This is a genomic window from Cystobacter fuscus, assembly GCF_044360685.1.
Lineage (GTDB): Bacteria > Myxococcota > Myxococcia > Myxococcales > Myxococcaceae > Cystobacter > Cystobacter fuscus_C.
Map to the genome: position 1 here is coordinate 8,283,501 of NZ_CP043491.1, position 20,586 is coordinate 8,304,086.

A 20,586-nucleotide genomic window follows, 5' to 3' on the forward strand; every position below is an offset into this window, starting at 1 on the left:
ATTCCTACAGCGTCGCGAGCCAGTCCTTCAACTGCCCCCCGATGATTCGGGGTTTACGTTGGAGGTCCGCACAGCTCGCGCTGCCCGTGAGGACGAATGCCTGCCGCAGCGACGACAGGATGACGGCGAGAGCCTTCTCGGCCCCCTCCACGCCACCGGTCTGCTGCGCCCGGAACAGGGGCAGGGCCATGCCGGCCAGATCCGCGCCCAGGGCGATCACCTTGGCCGCGTCCAGACCCGTGCGCAGTCCACCCGAGGCCACCAACCGGGGCCCGGGGCCCACGGCACGGCGCACCGAGGCGATGGCCGCCGCGGTGGGGATGCCCCAGGTGGAGTACTCGGCGCCCACCTGGGCCTGGATGCCCTCGGCGCGCAGCTGCTCCACGCGCACCCAGGACGTGCCCCCCAGACCCGACACGTCCAGGTTGCGCACGCCCAGCTCCACCAACCGGCGCGCCACGTCGGGGCCGATGCCGCACCCCGTTTCCTTCACCAGCAGCCGCGCGCCAAAGGCCCGCACGAGCTGCTCCACGATCTGATAGCCGCCGCGGAAGTCCCGGTCGCCCTCGGGCTGGGTGAGCTCCTGCCCGGCGTTGAGGTGCAGCGCCAGACCGTCGGCGCCAATGGCGTCCGCCAGCCTGCGCACCCCGTCCACGCCCATGCGCACGGCCTGGTACAGCCCGATGTTGCCGAGCAACGGCACCGTGGGCGCCACCTTGCGCACCTGGAAGGACTCGGCGGCCTGGGGGTTCTCCGCCATGGCGCGCTGACTGCCCACGCCAAAGGCCAACCCGTGCCGCTCGGCCAGCAGGGCCAGGTCCCGGTTCACCACCCCGGCCCGCTCCGTACCGCCCGTCATCCCCGTGATGAGCAGAGGGTAGCGCACCGTCTTGCCCAGGAACTCCGTGGTGAGGTTGACCTCGTCCACCGAGAGCTCCGGCATCGCGCAGTGCACCAACCGCACGTCCTCCAACAACGTGCTGTTTCCCAACGGCTCGACGTCCCCGGTCGCACACAGATCGAGGTGGGCGTCCTTGCGCTTCGCTGTCGCCTCCTCGTCCGTCACGTGCCGCCTGCCCTCATTTGGAACCATGGTCTGAAAAAAATACAATTACGCCAAGCCTATCCTGGACCTCGAATCCCTACCAAGGCGGGCAGGCAGGCGCAAGCGACGTGCACGCCACGGCCCCCCGGGGCAGGAGGGGAAAGGTACGCCGTCCTGTGAAACCCCCGGGCCACGGGGAGTGGTTCCGCGCCCGGCGGAACGAGGGGCGGGCGGGAAGCGGAGCGCTCGAAGGCCAGGTGGGTTTTCACTTCCCTCTCGCCTTTCCCCCGATTTGACGCGTCCTGTCGCCTGTTTACGTTCTTTCGAGACCCCTTCAGTCCAGGGAAAGGAAAGACGAGGCCACATCATGCGTGCTGGAGAGATGCGAAACACGTCGTTGCCCCCGATGGGCACGGGCGGTGGCGGATGGGGCCACCGGCTGGGCAACGCGTTGAAGACGACGGTGCTGCTGGCCGGACTCACCGCGCTCCTGCTCGTGGTGGGCGAGCGCCTGGGAGGACCCCAGGGGCTCATCGTGGCGGGCTTCTTCGTCGTGGTGATGAACTTCACCTCGTACTGGTTCAGCGACCGCATCGCCCTGGCCATGCACGGGGCGCAGCCGCTGGACTACGCCGAGGCGCCCTGGCTGCATGCCATGGTCGAGCGGCTCGCCGCGCGCGCGGGCATGCCCAAGCCGGCCATCTACCTGTTGCCCACCCGCACGCCCAATGCGTTCGCCACGGGCCGCAATCCGGAGCACGCCGCGGTGGCGGTGACGGCGGGCCTCATGGACATCCTGGATCAGCGCGAGCTGGAGGGCGTGCTCGCGCACGAGCTGGCGCACGTGAAGAACCGCGACACGCTCATCGGCACCGTGGCGGCCACGCTCGCGGGCGTCATCAGCTACGCGGCGCAGATGCTCTTCTTCTTCGGCGGCTCGCTGCTCAGCCGCGACGATGACGAGGACGGGCTCGCCCACACGCTCGGCAACCTGGGCGTGCTGCTCGTGGCGCCCATCGCCGCCACGCTGCTGCAGCTCGCGGTGAGCCGCTCGCGCGAGTACGGCGCGGACGCCACGGGCGCCCAGCTCTGTGGAGATCCGGATGCGCTGGCGGACGCGTTGCTGAAGCTGGAGCGCGGCGCGGAGCTGATGCCCTATGACCGGGCGCCAGCCACCTCGCACCTGTTCATCGTCAACCCGCTGTCCGGCGGCGCCATCATGGGGTTGTTCTCCACGCACCCGCCCATCCCCGAGCGCGTGCGCCGCCTGCGCGAGATGAGCGCCCTCACCCCGCGCTCGCCGCGCGCCTGGCGCAGCGTCTGGGCGTAGGCCCGAGGGGCTCCTTCCTCCGGGAAGGGGCCCTACCCCGCGGCCGTCTGGGTCGCGGGAGCCTGCACGCCCTCGGCCGGCACCTCGTCGAGCGAGTCGAAGTGCTTGAAGGGATCCTCCATCATCTCGCGCAGCGTGGTGGAGAGGATGCTCGCGTGGAAGCCGTCGATGAAGCGGTGATCGAACGTGGCGTTCACGTTCATGATCTTGCCCGCCACCACCTGGCCGTTCTCCACCACGGGGGCGTCCTTCACCGCGCCCGGCGCGATGAGGATGGGCACGCGGCTGTAGGGCACGAGCGGCACGTACGCCGTGTCCAGGCCCAGCGAGCCCACGTTGGTGAGGATGGCCGAGCCGAACGCGTCGTAGGGCATGCCCGCCCACGTCATGTTCCAGTTCAGCGTGTACATGAAGAAGGACATCATCCAGGTGAAGAGGTTGAGCAGCATGTAGGGCACCTTCTGCACCGTGCCCTTGCCCTTCTCCATCATGGTGTCCTTGCGCTGGCGCACCCGCTGCACCGCGATCTCCATCTCGGTGGCGATCTCCCGCAGGGTCTTGCGCTCCGCGTCGTCGATCTTCGCCGAGGTGAGGTCCACCTTGCCGCCGTCCGTCTGCACCACCAGCATGGAGATGGTGATGCGCTTGCGCAGGTAGATCTTGTTGAAGCGCAGGATGGCATTGGCCTCGGGGCAGCGGCGCAGGGCCTCGGCCATGGCACGTGCCAGCAGGTGCGTGACGGTGAGGCGGATGCCCGTCTTCTGGCGGAAGGCCTCGATGTAGGCCAACGCCTTCTCCATCCGCAGCGTCATCGTCCCGTACACGGTCGGGTCGTACGCGGTCTTCCAGCTTCCGATGGCGAGCTTGCGGAAGCTCGAGATGTTGTCCTTGGGAATGAGCTCCAGGTGAGCCATGAGACAGGGGTTCCTTCACGAAGAGGCGGTCCTCCAGCATCGCGTGTTCCGCTCCCCGGCAAAACCCCCCGCCCCCCTTCCCGACCCGAGCCGCACCGCGTCATCCGCCCCCCTCGCCCGCTGCCTCCAGGGGGATGCGAGCGGGGTAGCGCCAGGTTCATGCCCGGAAGGACAACCCACGACATCTATTGACGTCCCGCCTTCTGACGCTAGGCTGCGCCGCTTTTTGCATTATCCCCGGAGGTCACCCTCGTGCTGGTAGCACTCCTCATCGTCGTCTCAGCGGGCTTCCTGATCACGCTCGGCCTGCTGCTCTTCCGCCCCACGGGCGCCCCGGCCATCGCCGCTCCCCAGGCCAACAAGCCCAGGGGTGAGCTGGCGGAGTCGGATGCCAAGGTGCGTGCGCGTCTGGAGTCGGACCTGGATCGCAAGCGCAAGGAACTGGACGAGCAGCGCGCCCAGCTCCAGGACCTGAAGGAGCAGCTCAAGCAGGCCAAGCGCAAGAACTACGAGCAGCGCGAGTCGGAGAAGGGCGAGAAGGAGCTGACCCGGGCGCGCGCCGAGGTAGAGCGCAACGCGTCCCTGCAGCTCGAGGTGGTCCGGGGCGAGCTGGCCGATGCCCAGACGGAGATCGCCCGGTTGCGCTCGGAGCTGGAGATGGGCCGTGGTGGCCGCCGCAACGCCGCTCCCGCGCCGGCACCCGCTCCCGCGCCCATCACGACCGCTCCCTCGCAGCCGATCTCCGCTCCCGCCCAGGCGCATGAGCCGGTGGTGGCCGTGTCCACGACCGTGGTGCCCGCCGCCGCGGCCGAGGCCACCGCCGAGAAGGCGCCCCGCCGCTACCGCGAGCTGAACGACGCCGACCGCGAGAAGATGGAGCGGCTGGAGGCCACGGCGAACAAGGAGCGCGGCCGGGCCGCGGAGCTGGAGCGCGAGCTCAAGCGCGTGCGGGGCCGCGCCGACTCGCAGCAGCGCATCTTCGCCGCCAGCAAGAGCGAGCTGGAGCTGGTGAAGGACAAGTTCAAGGCGCTGGAGAAGCGGCTCAACCGCACGCTGCTCGAGCGGGATCTGCTGCGCCGGGCCATCAAGGATCTCGAGAAGAAGACGGGCATGCTGGCCGATCGCACCGAGCTGACGCCGGACGAGATGGCCGCCAGCGATCGGAAGGTGGAGGAGGCCGCCCGGGCCCGCGCCGCCGCCGAGGCCGCTCAGCAGCAGGCCGCCGCCCCGGCCCCCGAGGCCGCCGCCCCAGCGTCGGGTGACTCCTCCGGACAGCCCGCCGCGACCGACTCCGCTGAAGAGAAGCCGGCCACGCCGTAGTCGCCGCCCCGGTGTCCCCCTTCCGCATCCGGAAGGGGGCACCCGCTGTCAGTCCAGCGGCACGGGCATGTAGAGGAGCAGGTCATCCAGCGTCGTGCGCTGGACGCCATCCTCCTCCAGCCCGCCCGCGATGAGCACCGAGCCATCCTCCAGCGCCGTGCACGTGTGCTGGTGCCGCGACCGCTCCAGATCGGGCAGCCCGAGCAATCCCGCCGCTCCCCCTTGCGCTCCGGGCACGAACAGCTCCCCATGGGCGTTGCTCACGAGCTCGCCCACGTCCGCGTTGCCCCATCCGCCCAGCGTCAGCACCCGCCCATCCTGGAGGGCCACCGCGCACGGCTCGCTCCGGGCGAAGATCTGGGGGCCCTGGCCCTGACGCGAGGCCGCATCCGGAGACACGATCTGCGAGGAGGCCAACAGCGTGTCCGTCATCGCTGCCCCCGGGGAGGACTGGCCCCCCACGTACAGCAACCGCCCGGGTCCGCCAAAGGGCACGAGCGCCGCGTCACGCCGGGGCTCGCGCAGCCGCTCGCCCGTGTCCTCCGCGACGAAGGTGTCCCCCTGGTACGAGAAGAACAGCACCTCCGGCACCAACGCCGTCCCATCCGAGCCACCCACCACGGCGATGCGCCGCCCGTCTCCCACCGCGCTCACCCCCATGCCCACCCGCCGCACCGGCGTGCCCACCTGGAAGCTCCGGCCCGTCGCGGCGTCATACCCCTCCGCCTCGGACACGACCTCGCCGTTCACCCCCACGCCCCCCACCACCAGCACCCGCCCACTCGCATCCGCCGCCGCGGCATGGTGGCCACGCGCCCGCAGGCCCTCCACGGGCGTCGACGTGCCCGCCTTCACATCCAGCACCCGGGCGCCCGCCAGCCGCGTGCCTTCGGGTGTCTCCTCGCCGCCCACCAGCAGCACCTTGCCTCCCGGCAGCCGCGTCGCCGTGTGGAAGGCCCGGGCCGAGTCCAACGAGGGCACGCGCTCCAGGGCTCCCGTGGCCGGCTCGAACACCTCCACCGCGGACACCGTGGCGGGCCTCCCGTCCGCGCCGAGCCGCACGCCCCCGGCCAGCAACACCCGTCCGTCCTCCAGCAGCGTCGCCGTGTGTCCCGCGCGCGCCTCGCCCAGTCCCGCGCAGCCCTGGGCCAGCCTCGGCCGCACGAACTCCCCCACCCGGCGCAGGGCGATGGCCACCGCTGGCGCCTCGCCGCCCCCCGGCACCTCGAAGGGGTGCGAGCGCCCCACCGCGACCACCCGTCCGCCCTGCCGCGGCATGGCCGTGTACCCCCGCACCTCCACCACCCGGCCCTTTCCCGAGGGAATGGCGGGGACGCCCGCCGCGCCCACCTCCACGGTGGTGAAGTGTTCGCGAGGCTGCATCCCCTCACCGGTGACGCGCCAGCGCAGGTAGGAGACGCCCTCCAGGGCCGGAGTCCCCGAGCACGCCTCGGTGCGCAGCTCCACGGGAGGACGCGTCTCACACCCGCCCAGCACGCCCAACGCCGCGACGGTCAACGCCATCCAACCCAGCCGCCGTCCCCTTCCCCGCCCGACGCTCCTCCCAGCGGTCAAGTCCCACCGGTTGTTGCTCCGCCCCATGAGGTACCCTTTCGCGATCCGATGGCCCCGGCTCAGACGAAAGAGGGCTTGCGCTCGGACCGGCGCGAGCGTAGCGATGGCCTCTGGCCAGGGTCAACGCGGCCCTCTTCCCGATGAAGCTCTCGCTCGCCACCCGCATCTTCCTGGGCTACGCGGTGGTGCTCGTCACCTTCGGCGCGGTGTCCCTGTTCAGCGTCGCCGAGCTGCACCGCAACCAACTGGAGATCCGTCTGGTCAGTCAGGGCTACCTCCAGCTGTCCCAGGACGCCGCCGCGCTCGACTCCTTCCACACCAATCAGGAGAAGGACACCGAGCGGCTGTTGGAGGAAGGCAACGCGGAGACCCGGCGCGCCCTCATCCGGCTCGCCCGGCTCTATGTCCCCTCGCTCATGTCCGAGCGGCTGAACGACGCGCTCGCCCGGGCCCGCGAGGTGCGCGCCCTGGCGCCCCCCGGCGAGGTGCCCTTCGTGCAGGACCTGGAGTCGCGCCTGGGCGAGCTGGCCCATCGCTACCCCACCTACGGCCGGGCAGCGGAGGCCGTCTTCACGGTGCTCGCCAGCGACTCGCCCCCCGCGGACGAGGTGGCTCGCGCCGCCACCGAGCTGCGCCAGCAGGAGAACGCCATCGGCCGCGACATCCGCTTCCTGCGCGCCGCCCTCACCAACCGCATCCGCGAGCGCGTGGACGGGGCCGAGGACCGCGAGCGCCGCACGGGCCTGGCCATCATCACCCTGTCCGTGCTCGCCATCATCGTGGGCCTGGTCGCCACCGCCTGGTCGGCGCGCACGCTGCGCCCGGTGCGCACCCTCATCGAGGGCGTGTCGCGCATCGGCCGCGGCGACTACAGCGCCCAGCTCGGCGTGCGCGGCGACGACGAGGTGGCGGTGCTCGCCCGCGAATTCGACGCCATGGCGCGCTCGCTCCAGGCACGCGAGGCCCAGCTCAAGGCCCAGGCCGAGGCCCTCATGCGCGCCGAGCAGCTCGCCGCCGTGGGCCGCATCTCCGCCCAGGTCGCCCACGAGGTGCGCAATCCCCTCTCCTCCATCGGCCTCAACGTGGAGCTCATGCAGGACGCCTTCGAGCACGCCTCCTTCGACTCGCCCGGCGAGGCCCGCGAGGCCCGCGAAATCCTCGCCGCCGTCACCCGCGAGGTGGACCGGCTCACCGAAGTCACCGAGCAGTACCTGCGCATGGCCCGCCCACCCCAGCCCAGCCTCGAGCCCACCGACGTCACCGAGGTGCTCGCCAGCGTGCTCGACTTCTCCCGCGAGGAGCTGGAGCGCGCCGGCGTGGAGGTGGTGCGCGAGCTGCCCCCCGAGCCACCCCGCGCCCTCGCCGACGAGGGCCAGCTGCGCCAGGTGTTCCTCAACCTCTTGCGCAACGCCCGCGAGGCCATGCTCGACGGAGGCCGGCTCACCATCGCCACCCAGGTGCAGGCACGCGACGTGGTGGTCGCCCTGCGCGACACCGGCCGCGGCATGACCGAGGCGGTGCTCTCCCGCATCTTCGAACCCTTCTTCACCACCAAGGAAGACGGCACGGGCCTCGGCCTCGCCGTCTGCCAGCAGATCCTCAAGGCCCACGGCGGGGAGCTCTCGTGTCAGAGCGAGCCCGGCCGGGGCACGACCTTCTTCGTCAGGCTTCCCCGCGCATGAGCTTCACCTACCACCGCGACGTGCTGCCCAACGGCCTGCGCGTCGTCACCGTCGAGACCCCGCACCTGCACACCGCGCTGCTCGCCGTGTACGTGCGCACCGGCAGCCGCCACGAGTCCGTGCTCAGCAACGGCGTCAGCCACTTCCTCGAGCACCTCTTCTTCCGCGGCAGCGAGGGCTGGCCCGACACCGTGCGGATGAACTCCGCCGTGGAGGAGGTGGGCGGCAACCTCAACGGCGTCACCACGCGCGACCACGGCTACTACTACACCCCCCTGCACCCCGCGCACCTGGACGTGGGCCTCGCCATCCTCGGCGACATGCTCACCCGCCCCCGCCTCACCGACATGGAGGTGGAGCGCAGCATCATCCTCGAGGAGATGCTCGACGAGGTGGACGAGAAGGGCCGCGACATCGACATCGACAACCTGTCCAAGCGCCTGCTCTTCCCTGACCACCCCCTGTCCTTCAAGATCGCCGGCACGCGCGAGTCCGTCTCCGCCCTCACCCATACCCAGGTGCTCGAGCACTTCGCGCGCCACTACGTCACCGGCAACCTCGTGGTGTCCGCCGCGGGCCGGGTCAAGCGCGACGAGGTGCTCGCGCTCGTGGAGCGCCACTTCGCGCGCCTGCCCCAGGGCCCCGAGAGCCTCGACATCGCCCCGCCCCCCACCCCTCGGGGCCCTCGCCTGCACGTCGTCACCCACGACGAGGCCCAGACCGAGTTCCGCCTGTCCTTCCGCACCGTGCCCGAGCACCACCCGGACTGGCCCGCGCTCCAGCTCCTGCGCCGCTTCCTCGATGACGGGCTGTCCTCGCGGCTGCCCTTCGAGATCGTCGAGAAGCGGGGCCTCGCCTACTCCGTGCACGCCTCGCTCGAGGCCTTCCACGACGCGGGCATCTTCGAGATCGAGGCCGCGAGCGCGCCGGAGCGGGCCTCGCTCGTGGTGGGCGAGATGTTCCGCGTCCTGGGCGAGCTGGCCCAGTCTCCGGTGGCCGAGGAGGAGCTGGCGCGCGCCAAGCGGCGGCACCGCATGCTGCTGGAATTTTCCCAGGACTCGCCGGGAGAGCTTTCCGGGTGGTTCGCGGGAACCGAGTTGTTCCGGCGTCCCGAATCCTTCGGCCTGCGCGCGGATCTGGTGGACGCGGCCAGCGCGACCCAGGTGCGCGACGTGGCGCGGCGCTACTTCGCCCGGGACAACCTCACCGTGGTGGCCGTGGGCCAACGCAAGGGAATCAAGGCCTTGGAGAAGGTGGTGGAGAGCGCCGAGGGCCTGCCATCCGCCACTTGACGATGTGCGGGGCCCGTCGAACACACGTGCTGGCGGCCATCCCCCGCCACCCTATACCCTCGCCCTCGATGACGCCCGACCATCGGGGGATGCGGCACATGATGAACGCGGTCGAGGGCCCACGAGAACCCGTCATCTTCAGTCAGGTGATGGATTCCCTCTTCCGGCTCACCGGCAGGCAGCGCTTCGACGCGGACACCCGCAAGCGCCTCAAGACCATTGGCGTCGACATGGATCAACCGCTGCTGGTCGCCTATTCGGTGCCCATCTGGCGCGCCACCGTCGGCGTCTGCGCGGAGATCCTCCACCCCCACCTTCCCAGCGCTCAGGCGCGCTACCGTATCGGCTACGCGCTCACGGACTCCTATGGACGGACCACCATGGGCAGCGCCGTGCTCCAGCTCTTCCGGATGCTCGGTTGGCAGTCCTCGCTGTCACGCATCACCCGGGGGCTCCAATCGGGGACCAACTTCCTGTCGGCCCAGAGCCGGTTCCTGGAGGGGGGCGCGCTCGAGCTGCGCTTCGAGGTGCTGCCCGAGTTCCACGCCGCGCTGGGCAACCAGTCCGGCATCGAGCCCCACTTCATGAACGGCAGCATGGACGCGATGATGGCGCTCGTCGGCGCGCCGTTCCGCTCCGGCGAGTATCAGCCGGACCAGTCCGGCCTCCAGCACGCCGTCTTCGTCCTGCACCGCAAGGACTGAGCCCCCCATGAAGCCCTCCCCCGTGGACTGGCGCGCGCGCCTGGAAGCCTGTGGATTCGAAGGGGCGTGGGACGTCCCCCCCGGCTACGCGGCCCACGTGCTGCGCTCCTGGCGCGAGCCGCTCGCCGCCGAGGCCGCCCTGCGCGAGCAGCTCGAGCACCAGCCCGAGGACAAGGACGCGCTCAAGACGCTCATCGCCCTGCTGCGCGAGCTGGGCCGCGGCGACGAGGAACGCCCCCTGCGCCGCCAGCTCCAGGAGCGGCGCTGCCAGGATCTGCGCGTCCCCGAGCACGCCCGCGACACGGTCATCTCCTACCTCGAGGCGGCGGAGACGGGCTCTCCTCCGCCCGAGCGCTCGGCCGACGCGTACGTGAGCGCGCTGTTCGATCTCTACGCCCCCACCTTCGATGACAGCCTGCGGGGCTTCCTCGACTACCGCGCGCCCGAGCGGCTCCTGGACGCGGTGCTCACCGCGCTCGGAGCCCGGCGGGGGCTCGACGTGCTGGACCTGGGCTGCGGCACGGGGCTCGCCGGTCCGCTGCTCAAGCCCCTGGCCCGCAACCTGGAGGGGATCGATCTGTCCACGGGCATGCTGGACAAGGCCCGCGAGCGCGGCGTGTATGACGCCCTGCATGCCGGAGAGATCACCGCGCGGCTCGCCGCCTCCCCCGCGTGCCCGGATCTCATCGTCGCCGTGGACGTGCTGGTCTACTTCGGCGCGCTGGAGCCGCTCTTCGCGCAGGTGGCCCGGCGGCTCGCGCCCGGGGGCCTGTTCGCCTTCACCGTGGAGAAGAGCACCGAGCCCGGCTACCGGCTCCAGCCGAGCGCGCGCTACGCGCACCACCTCGACTACGTCCGGCACTGCGCCCACCTGGCGGGCCTGCATCCGGTGGTGGAGCGCGAGGACACGCTGCGCCGTCAGGCCGGCCAGCCCGTCATCGGCCACGTGGTGGTGCTCGGCCACGCGTGAGGCACGAGGCCCTCAGCGGCGCCCGCCCCGCATGATGAGCGGCCCCGCGGCCTTCTTCCGGGGCAGGATGTTCTTCAACGCCTTCTGGATCTCCAGGTACTCCTCATTGCGCGCGTCCTGCTTGAGCGCCTCGGCGATGAGCTTCAAGCCCTGCTCGGGCTTCGTCCGGGTGCGCGCGTAGAGGTCCGCGAGCGCCACCTTCTCCTCCAGGGTGGCCTCGCCCAGCGCCAGCAACCGCTCCAGGGAGGCGACCGCCGCGTCGTCCTGGGCGGCGCGAGCCTGCAAGCGCCACAGCCGCGAGAGCGCCGGGGCGAACCGGGAGTTCTCCGTGAGGGCGAAGCCGTAGTCCTCCTTCGCGAGCTGGACGTTGCCCGAGCCCTCGTGAATGAGGCCCCGGACGTACAGCGTCCGGGCCGAGTCCGGCTGCGCCTTGAGCGCCTGCTCCACGAGCCGCTGCGCCTCGACCTTGTTGCCCGCCTCCCACCGCAGCTCGGCGAGCCGGGCGAGCAGGTCCGCGTTGCGCGGGTTCTGCTCCACCGCCTGGGCGAGCAGCTTCTCCGCGTCCGCGCGGCGATCGAGCTCCGTCAGCACCCCCACCCGCAGGGCGACGTACTCCGGCAGCAGCGCCTCCTCGGGGGGAATCCGCGACAGGTCCTGCTCGGCGTACTCCGCGTAGCCGTTGCGCAGGAAGTAGCGCGCGCGCAGCACCCGCGCGGCCGTGAGCCCCGGTTGCTCCTCCAGCAGCCGATCCATCAGCTTCGCGGCGAGCACCTCCTCGCCCTTGGCCAGGAGGATCTCCGCCTCCACGACCTTGGCGTCCAGGTCATCGGGACGCTCCTTCTGGATGCGCTCCAGCGTCTTGAAGGCCTCCTCGTGCTGGCCCTCCATCGTCTGGAGGTGGGCGAGCCGGAGGATCTCCGAATCACGCAGATGCTCGGCGTCGCGCAGCTCCAGCAGCACCGCGATGGCCTGGCGGATGAGCCCGTCCCGCTCATAGCGCTCGGCGAGCTTGCGCTTGATGTCGGGCGCCTCGGAGGGATTGAGCGTCATGGCCTGCTTGAGCGCCAGGATCGCCGCCCCCGAGTTGCCCGCGCGGCGCTGGGCCTCGGCGAGCTGGACGAGCGGATCGGTGCGGTCGGGCGCCAGACCCGAGGCCTCGCGGAAGGCGCGCGCGGCCAGCTCGGGCTGGTTCTCGTTCAGCAGGGCATGGCCCTCGTTCATCTTCGCCTGGAAGCGTTGTTCCTGGCCTCGGGCGGAGAGCGTGTCGGAGTCCTTGCAGGCGAGCGACAGCAGCAAGGGGAGGGCCCAGAGCGGGCGGAGGAGTCTCGAGGGCATCGCGGGGACGGGAGCGGACACGCTACGGCGAGGAGGAAGTCGAGGCGCTGGGGCGCGGGGGAGGAGGCATTCCAGACACCAGGGGCGCGGGGTTCAGCGCCAGGACGAGCAGGCTGCGCATGGCCTCCTTGAGATCCTCGCCCACGCTGGCCGAGCCCGAGGGCGCGCCCTGGAGCTCCGGGGGGACGGGTTGGCCCACCACCACCAGGGGCAGGCGGATGTCCCACGTCAGGAAGTGGGCCAGCTTCACGGCCGCCTCCGTATTGTCGAAGAGCAGCGCGCCCACCGCGCCCGCGCTGAAGGGCCGCCACAGGGGCCGCGCGGCTTCCGCCGGGGGCAGGACGCAGAAGTCCAGGCTCAGCAGCTCGTTGAGGGCCAGCCGCCCGAGCGTGCCGAAGCCACTGCGCACCGCGGGGGGCTCGGCCGCCACGGCGGCGATGTCCGCGAGCTGGGAGAGCAGCCGCCGCGCCACCGCGGGCCCACTGCCACAGACGAAGATCTTCGCCACGGCCTCGCGCGAGGAGCCCCGGCCCCGGAGGATGCGCCCGCGCAGCGCGTGCAGCTCCGCGGTCCCCAGGAGCGGCGCCTGGGTGCCCTCGTCCGAGTCGCCATCGGTCATGCGGGCCACGCCCTTCTGCAGGAGCGTGTGCAGCACGCCCACCACGTCCAGGTCCGTGGCCGGCGCCAGGTCCAACACCTCGCCCAGCGCTCGGGGCTGGCGCAGCAGGTCCACCACCTGCGCCGTCACCGGGTGCTGATCCTGGGTGAGATCCGCGTCCGGCGCGAGCACCAACCGGGTATGGCGCGGCGGCAGTCCGGGCAGCAGCCGGTTCACCTCGTCCGCCTGCCGCATGGCCTCCAGGAGGGCGCTGTCCATGGGGCGCTGGATGCGGGGCTTGCCGCTCGTGTTGCCGGGCGCGAAGGTGAACGTGCCCTCGGTCCACACGAGCAGCCGGAACAGGGCCTTCTCCCCTTCCGCGCGGCCCACCCGGGCGTTGAACGGGCGGCCCTCCATGACGACGATCTCCCCGCGCTCGTTGCCGCGCTCCAGCGTCAGCTTGCCGCTGCGCTTGTTCATCCCGAGGATCTGCATCAGATCCGGAATGCCGAGCTGGCTGAGCGAGCCTTCGATTTCCTGCGCCTCGCTCTTGAGATCCTTGGCGGCCTCGCTGCGGCGGAAGACGTGCTCGATGCGCGAGAGCACCTCGTCGAGGTTGAAGGGCTTGCGCAAGAAGCCATCGCGCAGGCCGCGCAGCTTGTCCGCCTCGAACTGGCTGGTGGACACCACCACGGGGATGTCGTCCGTGCGCGGGTTGGTGTGCAGGATGTTGATGAAGGTGCGCGCGTCGAGCAGCCGGCATGCCTCATCGAAGAGGATGAGGTCCGGGTGGCGCAGCACGGCGACCTCCAGGGCGCGCGAGCCGTCCGGCGCGTAGTGCACCTGGTACCCCTTGGTGCGCAGGGCCCGCGACAGCGGCCGTACGGACTCGAGGTCGGGGTCGGCGATGAGGATCTTTCGGACCTGGGCCATGGGGGGAGTTCCTCGCCGGGTCAGTACGGCTGCAGATCGTATTCGGCCTGCAGACGGGTGATGAGCCCATCCACCACGGCGGTGTCCGAGGAGTGGAATCCCCAGGTGGCGCCGAGCCCCCGGCGCTGGATGAGCGCGTAGGCGGCGTTCTCCGAGAGCCAGAGGATGAACTCGTGCCGGCTCATGCGCTCGTCCCCCTCCAGGAAGACGGGCGTGAGGGCCCGGTGCGACTCCAGATCCATCCGCCGCCCGAGCAGGTAGATGCGCGAGGCCATGTCGGGCGAGGCCGACTCCAGGCCCTGCACGATGGGCAGCTCGGAGCGGATCTCCGGACTGCCCACGTACAACAGCCCACGCGAGGCCGGATCGCGCATCAGCTCGCGCGCGATCTCCACCTGGAGCTCGTCGAAGAGCGCATCGGACACCTTGCCGCGGCGCGACGGCTCGGCGTTCTCCTCCACGGGCAGCCGAGGGCTGGAGGCGTTGCCGAGCAGCAGATCCACCTCGTCCCAGAAGGGCAGCGTGTCGAGCATCAGCTTGCGCTGCAGGGACGCGCGGCGCTCGTCCATGCGCCGGCGGCAGCGGTACATCAGCTCGTCGAAGTCCTCGCCGTCCTTGGGGAAGGTGCTCGCCCCGCCCACGAGCCCGAGCGGCAGCCGCGCCTCCACCTCCTGCGCCTCGGGCTCCTCGCGCACGGCGGCCAGGGCGCGGCGCACGAACATCATGGCGCCGAAGAAGTCCGTCTCCGGCAGCAGCAGGTAGAACTCCTGGTCGCTCGCCTTGGCGATGACGTCCGAGTCGCGGACGATGCGCGAGAACGCCTTGATGATGCCGCGCACGGCGAGCTTCGCCTCCGTGGCGCCCAGGCGCATGCGCACCAGGGGCAGGTTGTCCACGCTGAAGGTGAGCAGCGAGAACATGCGCCCGTAGCGCCGCGCCTTGTAGATCTCCTTGGAGGCGTAGTCGGTGAAGTAGCTGAGGTTGTAGGCGGCGGTGTCCCGGTCGCGCAGCCCGAGCCGCTGCAACGCCAGCATCTTGCGGCCGTTCTTGACGCCCACCGCGGCCGAGTCGCCGAGGATCTTCGCGTAGTGCAGGTGCTCGGGGCGGAAGTCGCCCGCGAGCGGATCCGACAACTGCGCCAGGCCCAAGAGCTCGCCGTTGTTGACGAAGGGGACGTAGAGGATGGGCGAGCGCTGCTCGTGCGCCACCCAGGGATGGCCCTCGCGCATGTAGGGGCCGAGCGGCCCCTCGGTGCTGATGCGATCCACGAGGAAGTGCCGGTCGAGCAGACCCCGGTAGGCGCGCAGGACGAGCTGGCCCCGATCATCGGAGATCCACAGGGCGGCGCTCTGGGCGTCGCACACCGAGGCGAGCTCGGCGGCTACGCGCTCCTGGAGCCACTCGAGGTCCGGCTGGGACAGGAACTCCAGGCAGCGCTGGTGCAGGTGCTGGTAGCGGGCGAACTCCAGGTTCTCGTTCTGGAGCTTGGAGCGCTCGTGGCGGAGCTGGGCACGCTCCAGGGCGCGCTCGGTGGCCAGCAACAGGTCCGTCTCGTCCACGGGCTTGGTGAGGACGACCGCCACCCCCACCTTCAGCGCCATGGCCGAGCCCTTCATGTCCGGGCGCGCGCTCACGAGGATGATCTCCTGGGCGGGGTCGCGCTCGCGCAGCTTCTCGGTGAGGGTGAGACCATCCATGCCCGGCATCACCACGTCGGTGATGACCAGGTCGTAGGCGGAGTGGGCCACTTCCTCCAGGGCCTGGGCGGCGCTCTCCACCGTGACGACGCGGTAGCCCCGCCGGGAGAGCATGTCGGAGGCGAGCTGCCGGAAGAATGGGTCGTCGTCGACGACGAGGATGGGACCGGCCACGGCGGAGGGGGGACTCGGGACGGGTGAGGAGTGGAAGGAGTGGAGGTTAGCGGCCCGGAGCATCCGGGACAACGCCGGTGAAGACGAAGGAGGCGGGTCCTCGCAGGCGGATATCGGACAGATCCGAGGCGACCCAGATGAACAGGTCCCCTCCGGGCAGGCGGACGCGCGACCAGTCCTCCGCCGGGCGTCGCTTCGCCAGCACCGCCGCCACGGCCGCCGCGCAGGCGCCGGTGCCACAGGCCTGGGTGAGGCCACACCCGCGCTCCCACACCACCACCGTGAGGCCATCCGCGTCCACGCGGACGAACTCGACGTTGGTGCGCTCGGGGAAGTCGGGATGGCGCTCGAGCGCGGGGCCCAGGCGGCTGGCGGTCTCCAGGGGCTGATCGAGCAGCACGAGGTGCGGGTTGCCCATGCTGATGGCATGGCCGCGCAGACCGGCGTGACCCGGCACGGACTCGTCGAGGAAGGGCCGCTGGGTGGCGCCCGAGGGCAGGTTCGGCTCGACGAGCCGCGCGGGCCCCATGGAGATCTCCACCTGGGCGACCCCATCCACGCCATAGCCGGGCACGCACGCGAGCAGGCCCGCGCCCGTCTCCACGTCGATGCGCTCGGGCTTCTCGCCCGAGTTGTCCACCAGGTACTTCACGGCGCAGCGCAGGCCGTTGCCACACATCTCCGCGATGCTGCCATCGGAGTTGTGCACCACCATGCGCGCCATGCCCGTCTCCGAGGGCAGCAGGCTGAGCACTCCGTCCGCGCCGATGCCCAGGCGCCGGTCGCACAACCACTGGGCCGTCTGGGCGTCCACGTCCACGCCCGTCTGGCGGCGATCCAGGACGATGAAGTCGTTACCGAGGCCGTGGTACTTGTGAAAGAACTCTGTGGTGCTCATACGGGGAGGTCGCTTCAGCCCGGTTCATCGGGCTTGGAGGGTGAGGCGGTGGGCGCGGAGGTGCTGGGCTTGGGACGGCGCAGCAAGTCGTTTTTTACCGCGTTCAGCTCGGCGTGGGCACGAGCATAGATGTGTTGGACGGAATCTGGTTCCTTGCGCGCGGCTCCGGCCTTGAGGGTGGCCAGTTCGGCCTCCAACGTCGAGACCCGGCCTTCCAAGCGCACGCGGGCCGCCCGGGCCACGGTGAGGTCCGAGGCCAGGCGCTCCCGCTCGGACATGAGGCGGGCCTTCTCCGCGGCGTCGTTCTGACCCTCCAACTCGGCCACGCGCTCCCGGGCCGTCTCCAGCTCGGCGCGGACGGACTCGAGCTCGGCACGGAAGGCCTCGAGCCGGCCCCGCTCCTCCTGGAGCGAGGATTCGAGCGAGGTGACCTTGCCCGCGATGCGCCGCGCGGACTCGAGTTGCAGGGTGAGCAGCTCCTGCTGCTCACTCTCGGAGGCGAGCCGGACGCGCGTCTGGTCCAGCTCCTCGCGCAGGTTGTCCACGAGGACCTCGCGATCCTGGAGCTCCGAGCGGGCCGCCTCGAGCGCCTCCGCGTCCTGCCGGGCCTGGGCCTGGGCGGCCTCGAGGGTGACCAGCCGGGCGCGCGCGGCCTCCAGCTCGTCCCGGAGACCTTCCAGCTCCATCCGGCTCTCCACGGCATCGCGCTTGCGGGCCTCGCGCTCGGCGGAGGCGGCGGCTTCACGCGCCTGGGACTCAGCGAGCCGGGCCTCGGTGTCCTCGAGCTTCTCACGTGCCAGGCTCAAGCTGGCCTCGTGCGCCTGGGCGGTGGCGGACAGCTCGGCGAACGAGCGCTGCTCCTCCTCCAGGCGCGCCTCGAGGGCCTCGACACGGCGGCGCTGCGCCTCCCCTTCCTCCCGGGCCGACGCCAGCGCCGCTTCCAGTGACTCGCGCACCTCGGCGAGGAGTGCGTCCGCCTCCTGACGCTCCGCGGCGAACAGGCCCTCCAGCTCGGAGCGCTGCCGCTGCTCGGCCGCCATCTCCTCCTGGAGGATGCCCAACGACTCCTCAGCCTGGGCGCGGCCCTCGCGCTCGGACTCCAGTCCGGCCTCGGCGGCGGCGAGCGAGGCCACCACTTCGGCGTGCTTCGTCCGCTCGGTCTCGAGTTCCGCCTGCACCCGTGCCAGCGAGGCCTCGATGGCCGCCCGGCCATCGCGTTCCACTTCCCAGGCCGCGCTCATGTCGGTGAGCGACTCGTCCGTCTCGGCGCGCTTCGCCCGCTCGGCGTCCAGCTCCTCCTGGACGTGTGAGAGGGAGGCCTCGAGACTGGATCTCGCCAGCCGCTCCTCGGCGAGCTGCTCCTCGAGGGCCGCCAGGGACGCATCCACCTCGGCCCGCCGCCGCTGCTCGTCGGCCCGTGTCTCCTCGGTCCGCGCCAGCGACTGCTCGGCCTGTTCCCGGCCCTCGCGCTCCGCGGCCAGGGTCTCCTCGAGCACGGCGAGCCGGGAGCGTTCGGCCTCCAGCTCCGCGCGCACCTGGAGGAAAGACTCCCGGGCCTCGTCGCCCTGGGTCCGCTCCGCCTCCCACTCGGCCTGGAGCCGCGCGAGCGATTCCTCCGAGAGTCCCCGTGCCCGCTGCTCGGCCTCGAGCGCGATCCGGGTCTCGGCCAGGGCCTCTTCCACCTGGGTCCGCTGCTGGCGCTCCGCCTCGAGTTCCTCCCGCGTCCGGGCCTCTTCGTGCGCCGCCTGGACGTGCCGCTGCCGCGTCGACTCGAGCTGCTCGCGGGCCTGGGCGAGCGCCTCCTGGGCCTCCGCCAGGCGCTGCTGCTCGGCCGTGAGTCCGGACTGGGCCAGGGCGAGGGACTCCTTCAACCGCAGCCGCGCATCGCGCTCCAGCCCGAGCTCCACGAGCGTCCGCTCCCGCTCCTCGTCGGCCCGGACCCGCGCCTGCTGCTCGGCCGCGATGTTGCCGTGGGTCGCCTCGAGCTCCTCCTGGAGCCGGGAGATGGACTCGATGTCCGAGGCCCGCACGCGCTCCAGCTCCGCGAGGGACTCCTCGACCTCCGTCACGCGCCGCCGCAGGGCACCGCGCTCATCGGCCCACTGCTGACGCTGCGCCTCCAGGGCGGAGAGGGCACGCTGGGCGTCGCGCCGCGCGGCCTCCTCCAGGCGAAGCTGGTGCTCCAGCTCTCCGAGCCGCCGCGCCTGGTCCTCCCGCTCGGCCCGCTCCTGCGCCGCCTCGGCCGTGGCCTGCTCGGTGCGCTCGCGCTCCTGGGCCACGGCGCGCGCCAGCCGCGCCTCGGCGAGCCGGCGCTCCTCCTCGAGGGTCTCCTCCAGCTCGGCCGCGGCGCGCACCCGCTCCTGCTCCAGCGACAAGAACTGGGCACGTGCCTCGGCGAGCTCCTGTTCGAGGCGCGCGGCCGCCGCCCGGAGCTGTTCCTGGGCGCGGGAGTGCTCCTCGCCCTCGGCGTTGAGCCGCTGCACCTCGGCGCGGGCCGCGGTGAGCTCGGTGTTCACGCCGCGCAACTCGGCCTCGCGCGCGGTGAGGCGCAGCTCCGCGTCGCGCCGTGCCGCATCCGCGGCCGAGACCCGCCGGGAATGGACCTCCAGCTCCCGGCTCACGCGCGACAGGTCGGCGTCCTGCAGGCGCAGGGACTTCTCCGCCGCCTCGCGCGCGTGCTCGGCCCGGGCCACGTCCGCCTTGAGCATCTCCACGGCGGCCAGTGCCGTCGAGTGCTGCTCGGCGAGGCGCACCTCGCGCTCGCGCGCCGCCTCCAACTGCCGCCGCGAGTCCTCGGAGTACTCACGCGCGCGCTCGGCCGCGAGCCGGTCCTTCTCGCGCTCGACGCGCACGCTGGCCAGCTCGTCGCGCAGCTCGCGCTGATCGGCGTACGCCTGGGCCAGGCGCCCGCGGGCCTCCTCCAGGGTGGTGTTCAGCTCCTCGAGGCGCGCGCGCTCCAGCCGCATCGCCTCCTGGGCGCCCAGGGCCTGGGCCTCGAACTCCTTGCGGGCGCGCTCGGCGGACTCCACCTCCAGCCGCTGCTGGGTGAGGCGCTTGTCCGCGTCCGCCAGACGCTCCATGGCCACCTGGAGCTCCAGGCTCGTGCGGCGCAGACGCGAGGCGAGCTCATCGCGCTCGCGGGCGGAGTCGGGGGTGCCGCGCGCCTGCTCCAGTTGCGCGGTGAGGCGGGCCACGTCGCTCCGGGCGGACTCCAGGGCGGGCTGGAGGGCGAGCACCTGGGCCTCGCGATCCGTCAGCTCCGCGCGTGCCCGGGCGAGGGACTCCTTGAACTTGCCGGCGCGCTCCTCCCAGCTCTTGCCGCGCTGGGCCACTTCATCCAGCTTGCCGCGGGTGAAGGCGAGCGGCTCGGGAGGCAGCTGCACCCAGGTGGGGTCCACGATGCGCGCGGGATCATGCCCCGCGACCACGAAGAAGTAGGCGGCCTCGCTGCCGTGGATGAGGGTGCCGTCGACCTGGAGCCCATCCCCCTTCTCGAAGGCGAGCTGGTAGCCCAGCACGGGGGACTGGGTGGCCACCTCCACGTGGGGGAAGTGGGGCGAGAGCGCGTCGAGCAGTTGCCCGTACGTGGGCGGAGCCTCCTCCTCCACCTCCATGAGTTGCCAGAGGGCGAGCCCCGCGCCATTGCGCAAGCCTCCCACCAGATGGCCCTGCCGGCTCACCAGCCGCGTCAGCTCGGCGAGCAGCGTGGGCGCGCGCACGTAGGGGGCGAGGTCGGCCACGAGCACCAGATCGAAGCTGCCGGGCTCGAGGTCGTCGAAGACGTTGGCGCGGAAGCGCAGCGAGGGGCCACCATGGGCCTTGTGGGCGGCCTCCACGGCGGCGACGTCGGCGTCGCAGGCCACCACGGTCCGGGCCCCGCGCTCGAGCAGGAAGCGCGCGCTCTCCCCGCCCGTGGTGGAGACCGCGTCCACTTCCAACACACGGCGGCGGGCGAAGAGGCTCTCCGCGAAGATGTACCGGGGCAACAGCTCACTGCTGCCCAGGCGGCGGAATGTAGGGTGCATGAGGTCCAGCGGACGAGTATAGCCCCGGGGAGGATTGTCCCAAGCAAAGCACCGGAGTCGGGAGGCCGCCTCTCTGCCCGGATGAAGGGAGAGC

At 71.6% G+C, this 20,586-nt stretch carries 14 protein-coding genes; 6 read left to right on the forward strand and 8 right to left on the reverse strand.

Going from position 1 to position 20,586, the window contains the following annotated elements; all coding sequences use genetic code 11:
- Positions 1–4: 4 nt before the first annotated feature.
- A complete protein-coding gene (gene fni / locus F0U63_RS33825; protein WP_395836413.1) occupies positions 5–1,066 on the reverse strand; it encodes a type 2 isopentenyl-diphosphate Delta-isomerase in 1,062 nt (353 codons plus the stop codon).
- A 361-nt stretch (positions 1,067–1,427) separates the two neighbouring features.
- Between fni and F0U63_RS33830 the strand changes: the two genes are divergently transcribed.
- On the forward strand, positions 1,428–2,375 hold the full coding sequence (locus tag F0U63_RS33830; protein WP_395836415.1) for a zinc metalloprotease HtpX: 948 nt from the start codon (positions 1,428–1,430) through the stop codon (positions 2,373–2,375).
- Positions 2,376–2,407: 32 nt separating this feature from the next.
- Here F0U63_RS33830 and F0U63_RS33835 read toward each other — a convergent pair whose 3' ends face one another.
- Complete coding sequence (locus F0U63_RS33835) at positions 2,408–3,289, reverse strand: 2-oxo acid dehydrogenase subunit E2 (protein WP_395836417.1); 882 nt, start codon at positions 3,287–3,289, stop codon at positions 2,408–2,410.
- A 252-nt stretch (positions 3,290–3,541) separates the two neighbouring features.
- Between F0U63_RS33835 and F0U63_RS33840 the strand changes: the two genes are divergently transcribed.
- Positions 3,542–4,609: a cell envelope biogenesis protein TolA gene (locus tag F0U63_RS33840; RefSeq protein ID WP_395836419.1), complete on the forward strand. Its 1,068-nt coding sequence runs from the start codon at positions 3,542–3,544 to the stop codon at positions 4,607–4,609.
- A gap of 48 nt (positions 4,610–4,657) precedes the next feature.
- On the opposite strand, the gene F0U63_RS33845 is transcribed toward F0U63_RS33840, so the two are convergent.
- Positions 4,658–6,133 carry a kelch repeat-containing protein gene (locus F0U63_RS33845; protein WP_395836421.1) on the reverse strand — a complete coding sequence of 492 codons (1,476 nt, stop codon included), beginning with the start codon at positions 6,131–6,133 and terminating at the stop codon, positions 4,658–4,660.
- 191 nt (positions 6,134–6,324) lie between these two features.
- Between F0U63_RS33845 and F0U63_RS33850 the strand changes: the two genes are divergently transcribed.
- From F0U63_RS33850 to F0U63_RS33865, 4 genes are all read left to right on the forward strand, one after another.
- A complete protein-coding gene (locus F0U63_RS33850) occupies positions 6,325–7,866 on the forward strand; it encodes an ATP-binding protein (protein ID WP_395836423.1) in 1,542 nt (513 codons plus the stop codon).
- Complete coding sequence (locus F0U63_RS33855; protein WP_395836425.1) at positions 7,863–9,158, forward strand: M16 family metallopeptidase; 1,296 nt, start codon at positions 7,863–7,865, stop codon at positions 9,156–9,158. The genes F0U63_RS33850 and F0U63_RS33855 overlap by 4 nt, the downstream gene beginning before the upstream one ends.
- Positions 9,159–9,256: 98 nt before the next feature.
- Positions 9,257–9,862 (forward strand): DUF2378 family protein, encoded by a 606-nt coding sequence (locus F0U63_RS33860; protein WP_395836427.1) that lies wholly within the window; start codon positions 9,257–9,259, stop codon positions 9,860–9,862.
- 7 nt (positions 9,863–9,869) lie between these two features.
- Positions 9,870–10,832, forward strand: coding sequence for a class I SAM-dependent DNA methyltransferase (locus tag F0U63_RS33865; protein ID WP_395836429.1), 963 nt, complete (start codon positions 9,870–9,872; stop codon positions 10,830–10,832).
- A gap of 12 nt (positions 10,833–10,844) precedes the next feature.
- On the opposite strand, the gene F0U63_RS33870 is transcribed toward F0U63_RS33865, so the two are convergent.
- The 5 genes from F0U63_RS33870 to F0U63_RS33890 are packed head-to-tail and all read right to left on the reverse strand — an operon-like array spanning position 10,845 to position 20,492.
- Positions 10,845–12,167, reverse strand: a complete 1,323-nt coding sequence (locus F0U63_RS33870) for a tetratricopeptide repeat protein (protein ID WP_395836431.1) — start codon at positions 12,165–12,167, stop codon at positions 10,845–10,847.
- Between the two features lie 22 nt (positions 12,168–12,189).
- Positions 12,190–13,698: a DUF4388 domain-containing protein gene (locus F0U63_RS33875; RefSeq protein ID WP_395836433.1), complete on the reverse strand. Its 1,509-nt coding sequence runs from the start codon at positions 13,696–13,698 to the stop codon at positions 12,190–12,192.
- Between the two features lie 20 nt (positions 13,699–13,718).
- Complete coding sequence (locus F0U63_RS33880) at positions 13,719–15,569, reverse strand: response regulator (RefSeq protein WP_395836435.1); 1,851 nt, start codon at positions 15,567–15,569, stop codon at positions 13,719–13,721.
- Positions 15,570–15,615: 46 nt separating this feature from the next.
- Positions 15,616–16,467, reverse strand: a complete 852-nt coding sequence (gene dapF, locus F0U63_RS33885; protein ID WP_395836437.1) for a diaminopimelate epimerase — start codon at positions 16,465–16,467, stop codon at positions 15,616–15,618.
- Positions 16,468–16,481: 14 nt separating this feature from the next.
- Positions 16,482–20,492, reverse strand: a complete 4,011-nt coding sequence (locus tag F0U63_RS33890; RefSeq protein ID WP_395836439.1) for a hypothetical protein — start codon at positions 20,490–20,492, stop codon at positions 16,482–16,484.
- Positions 20,493–20,586 lie beyond the last annotated feature (94 nt).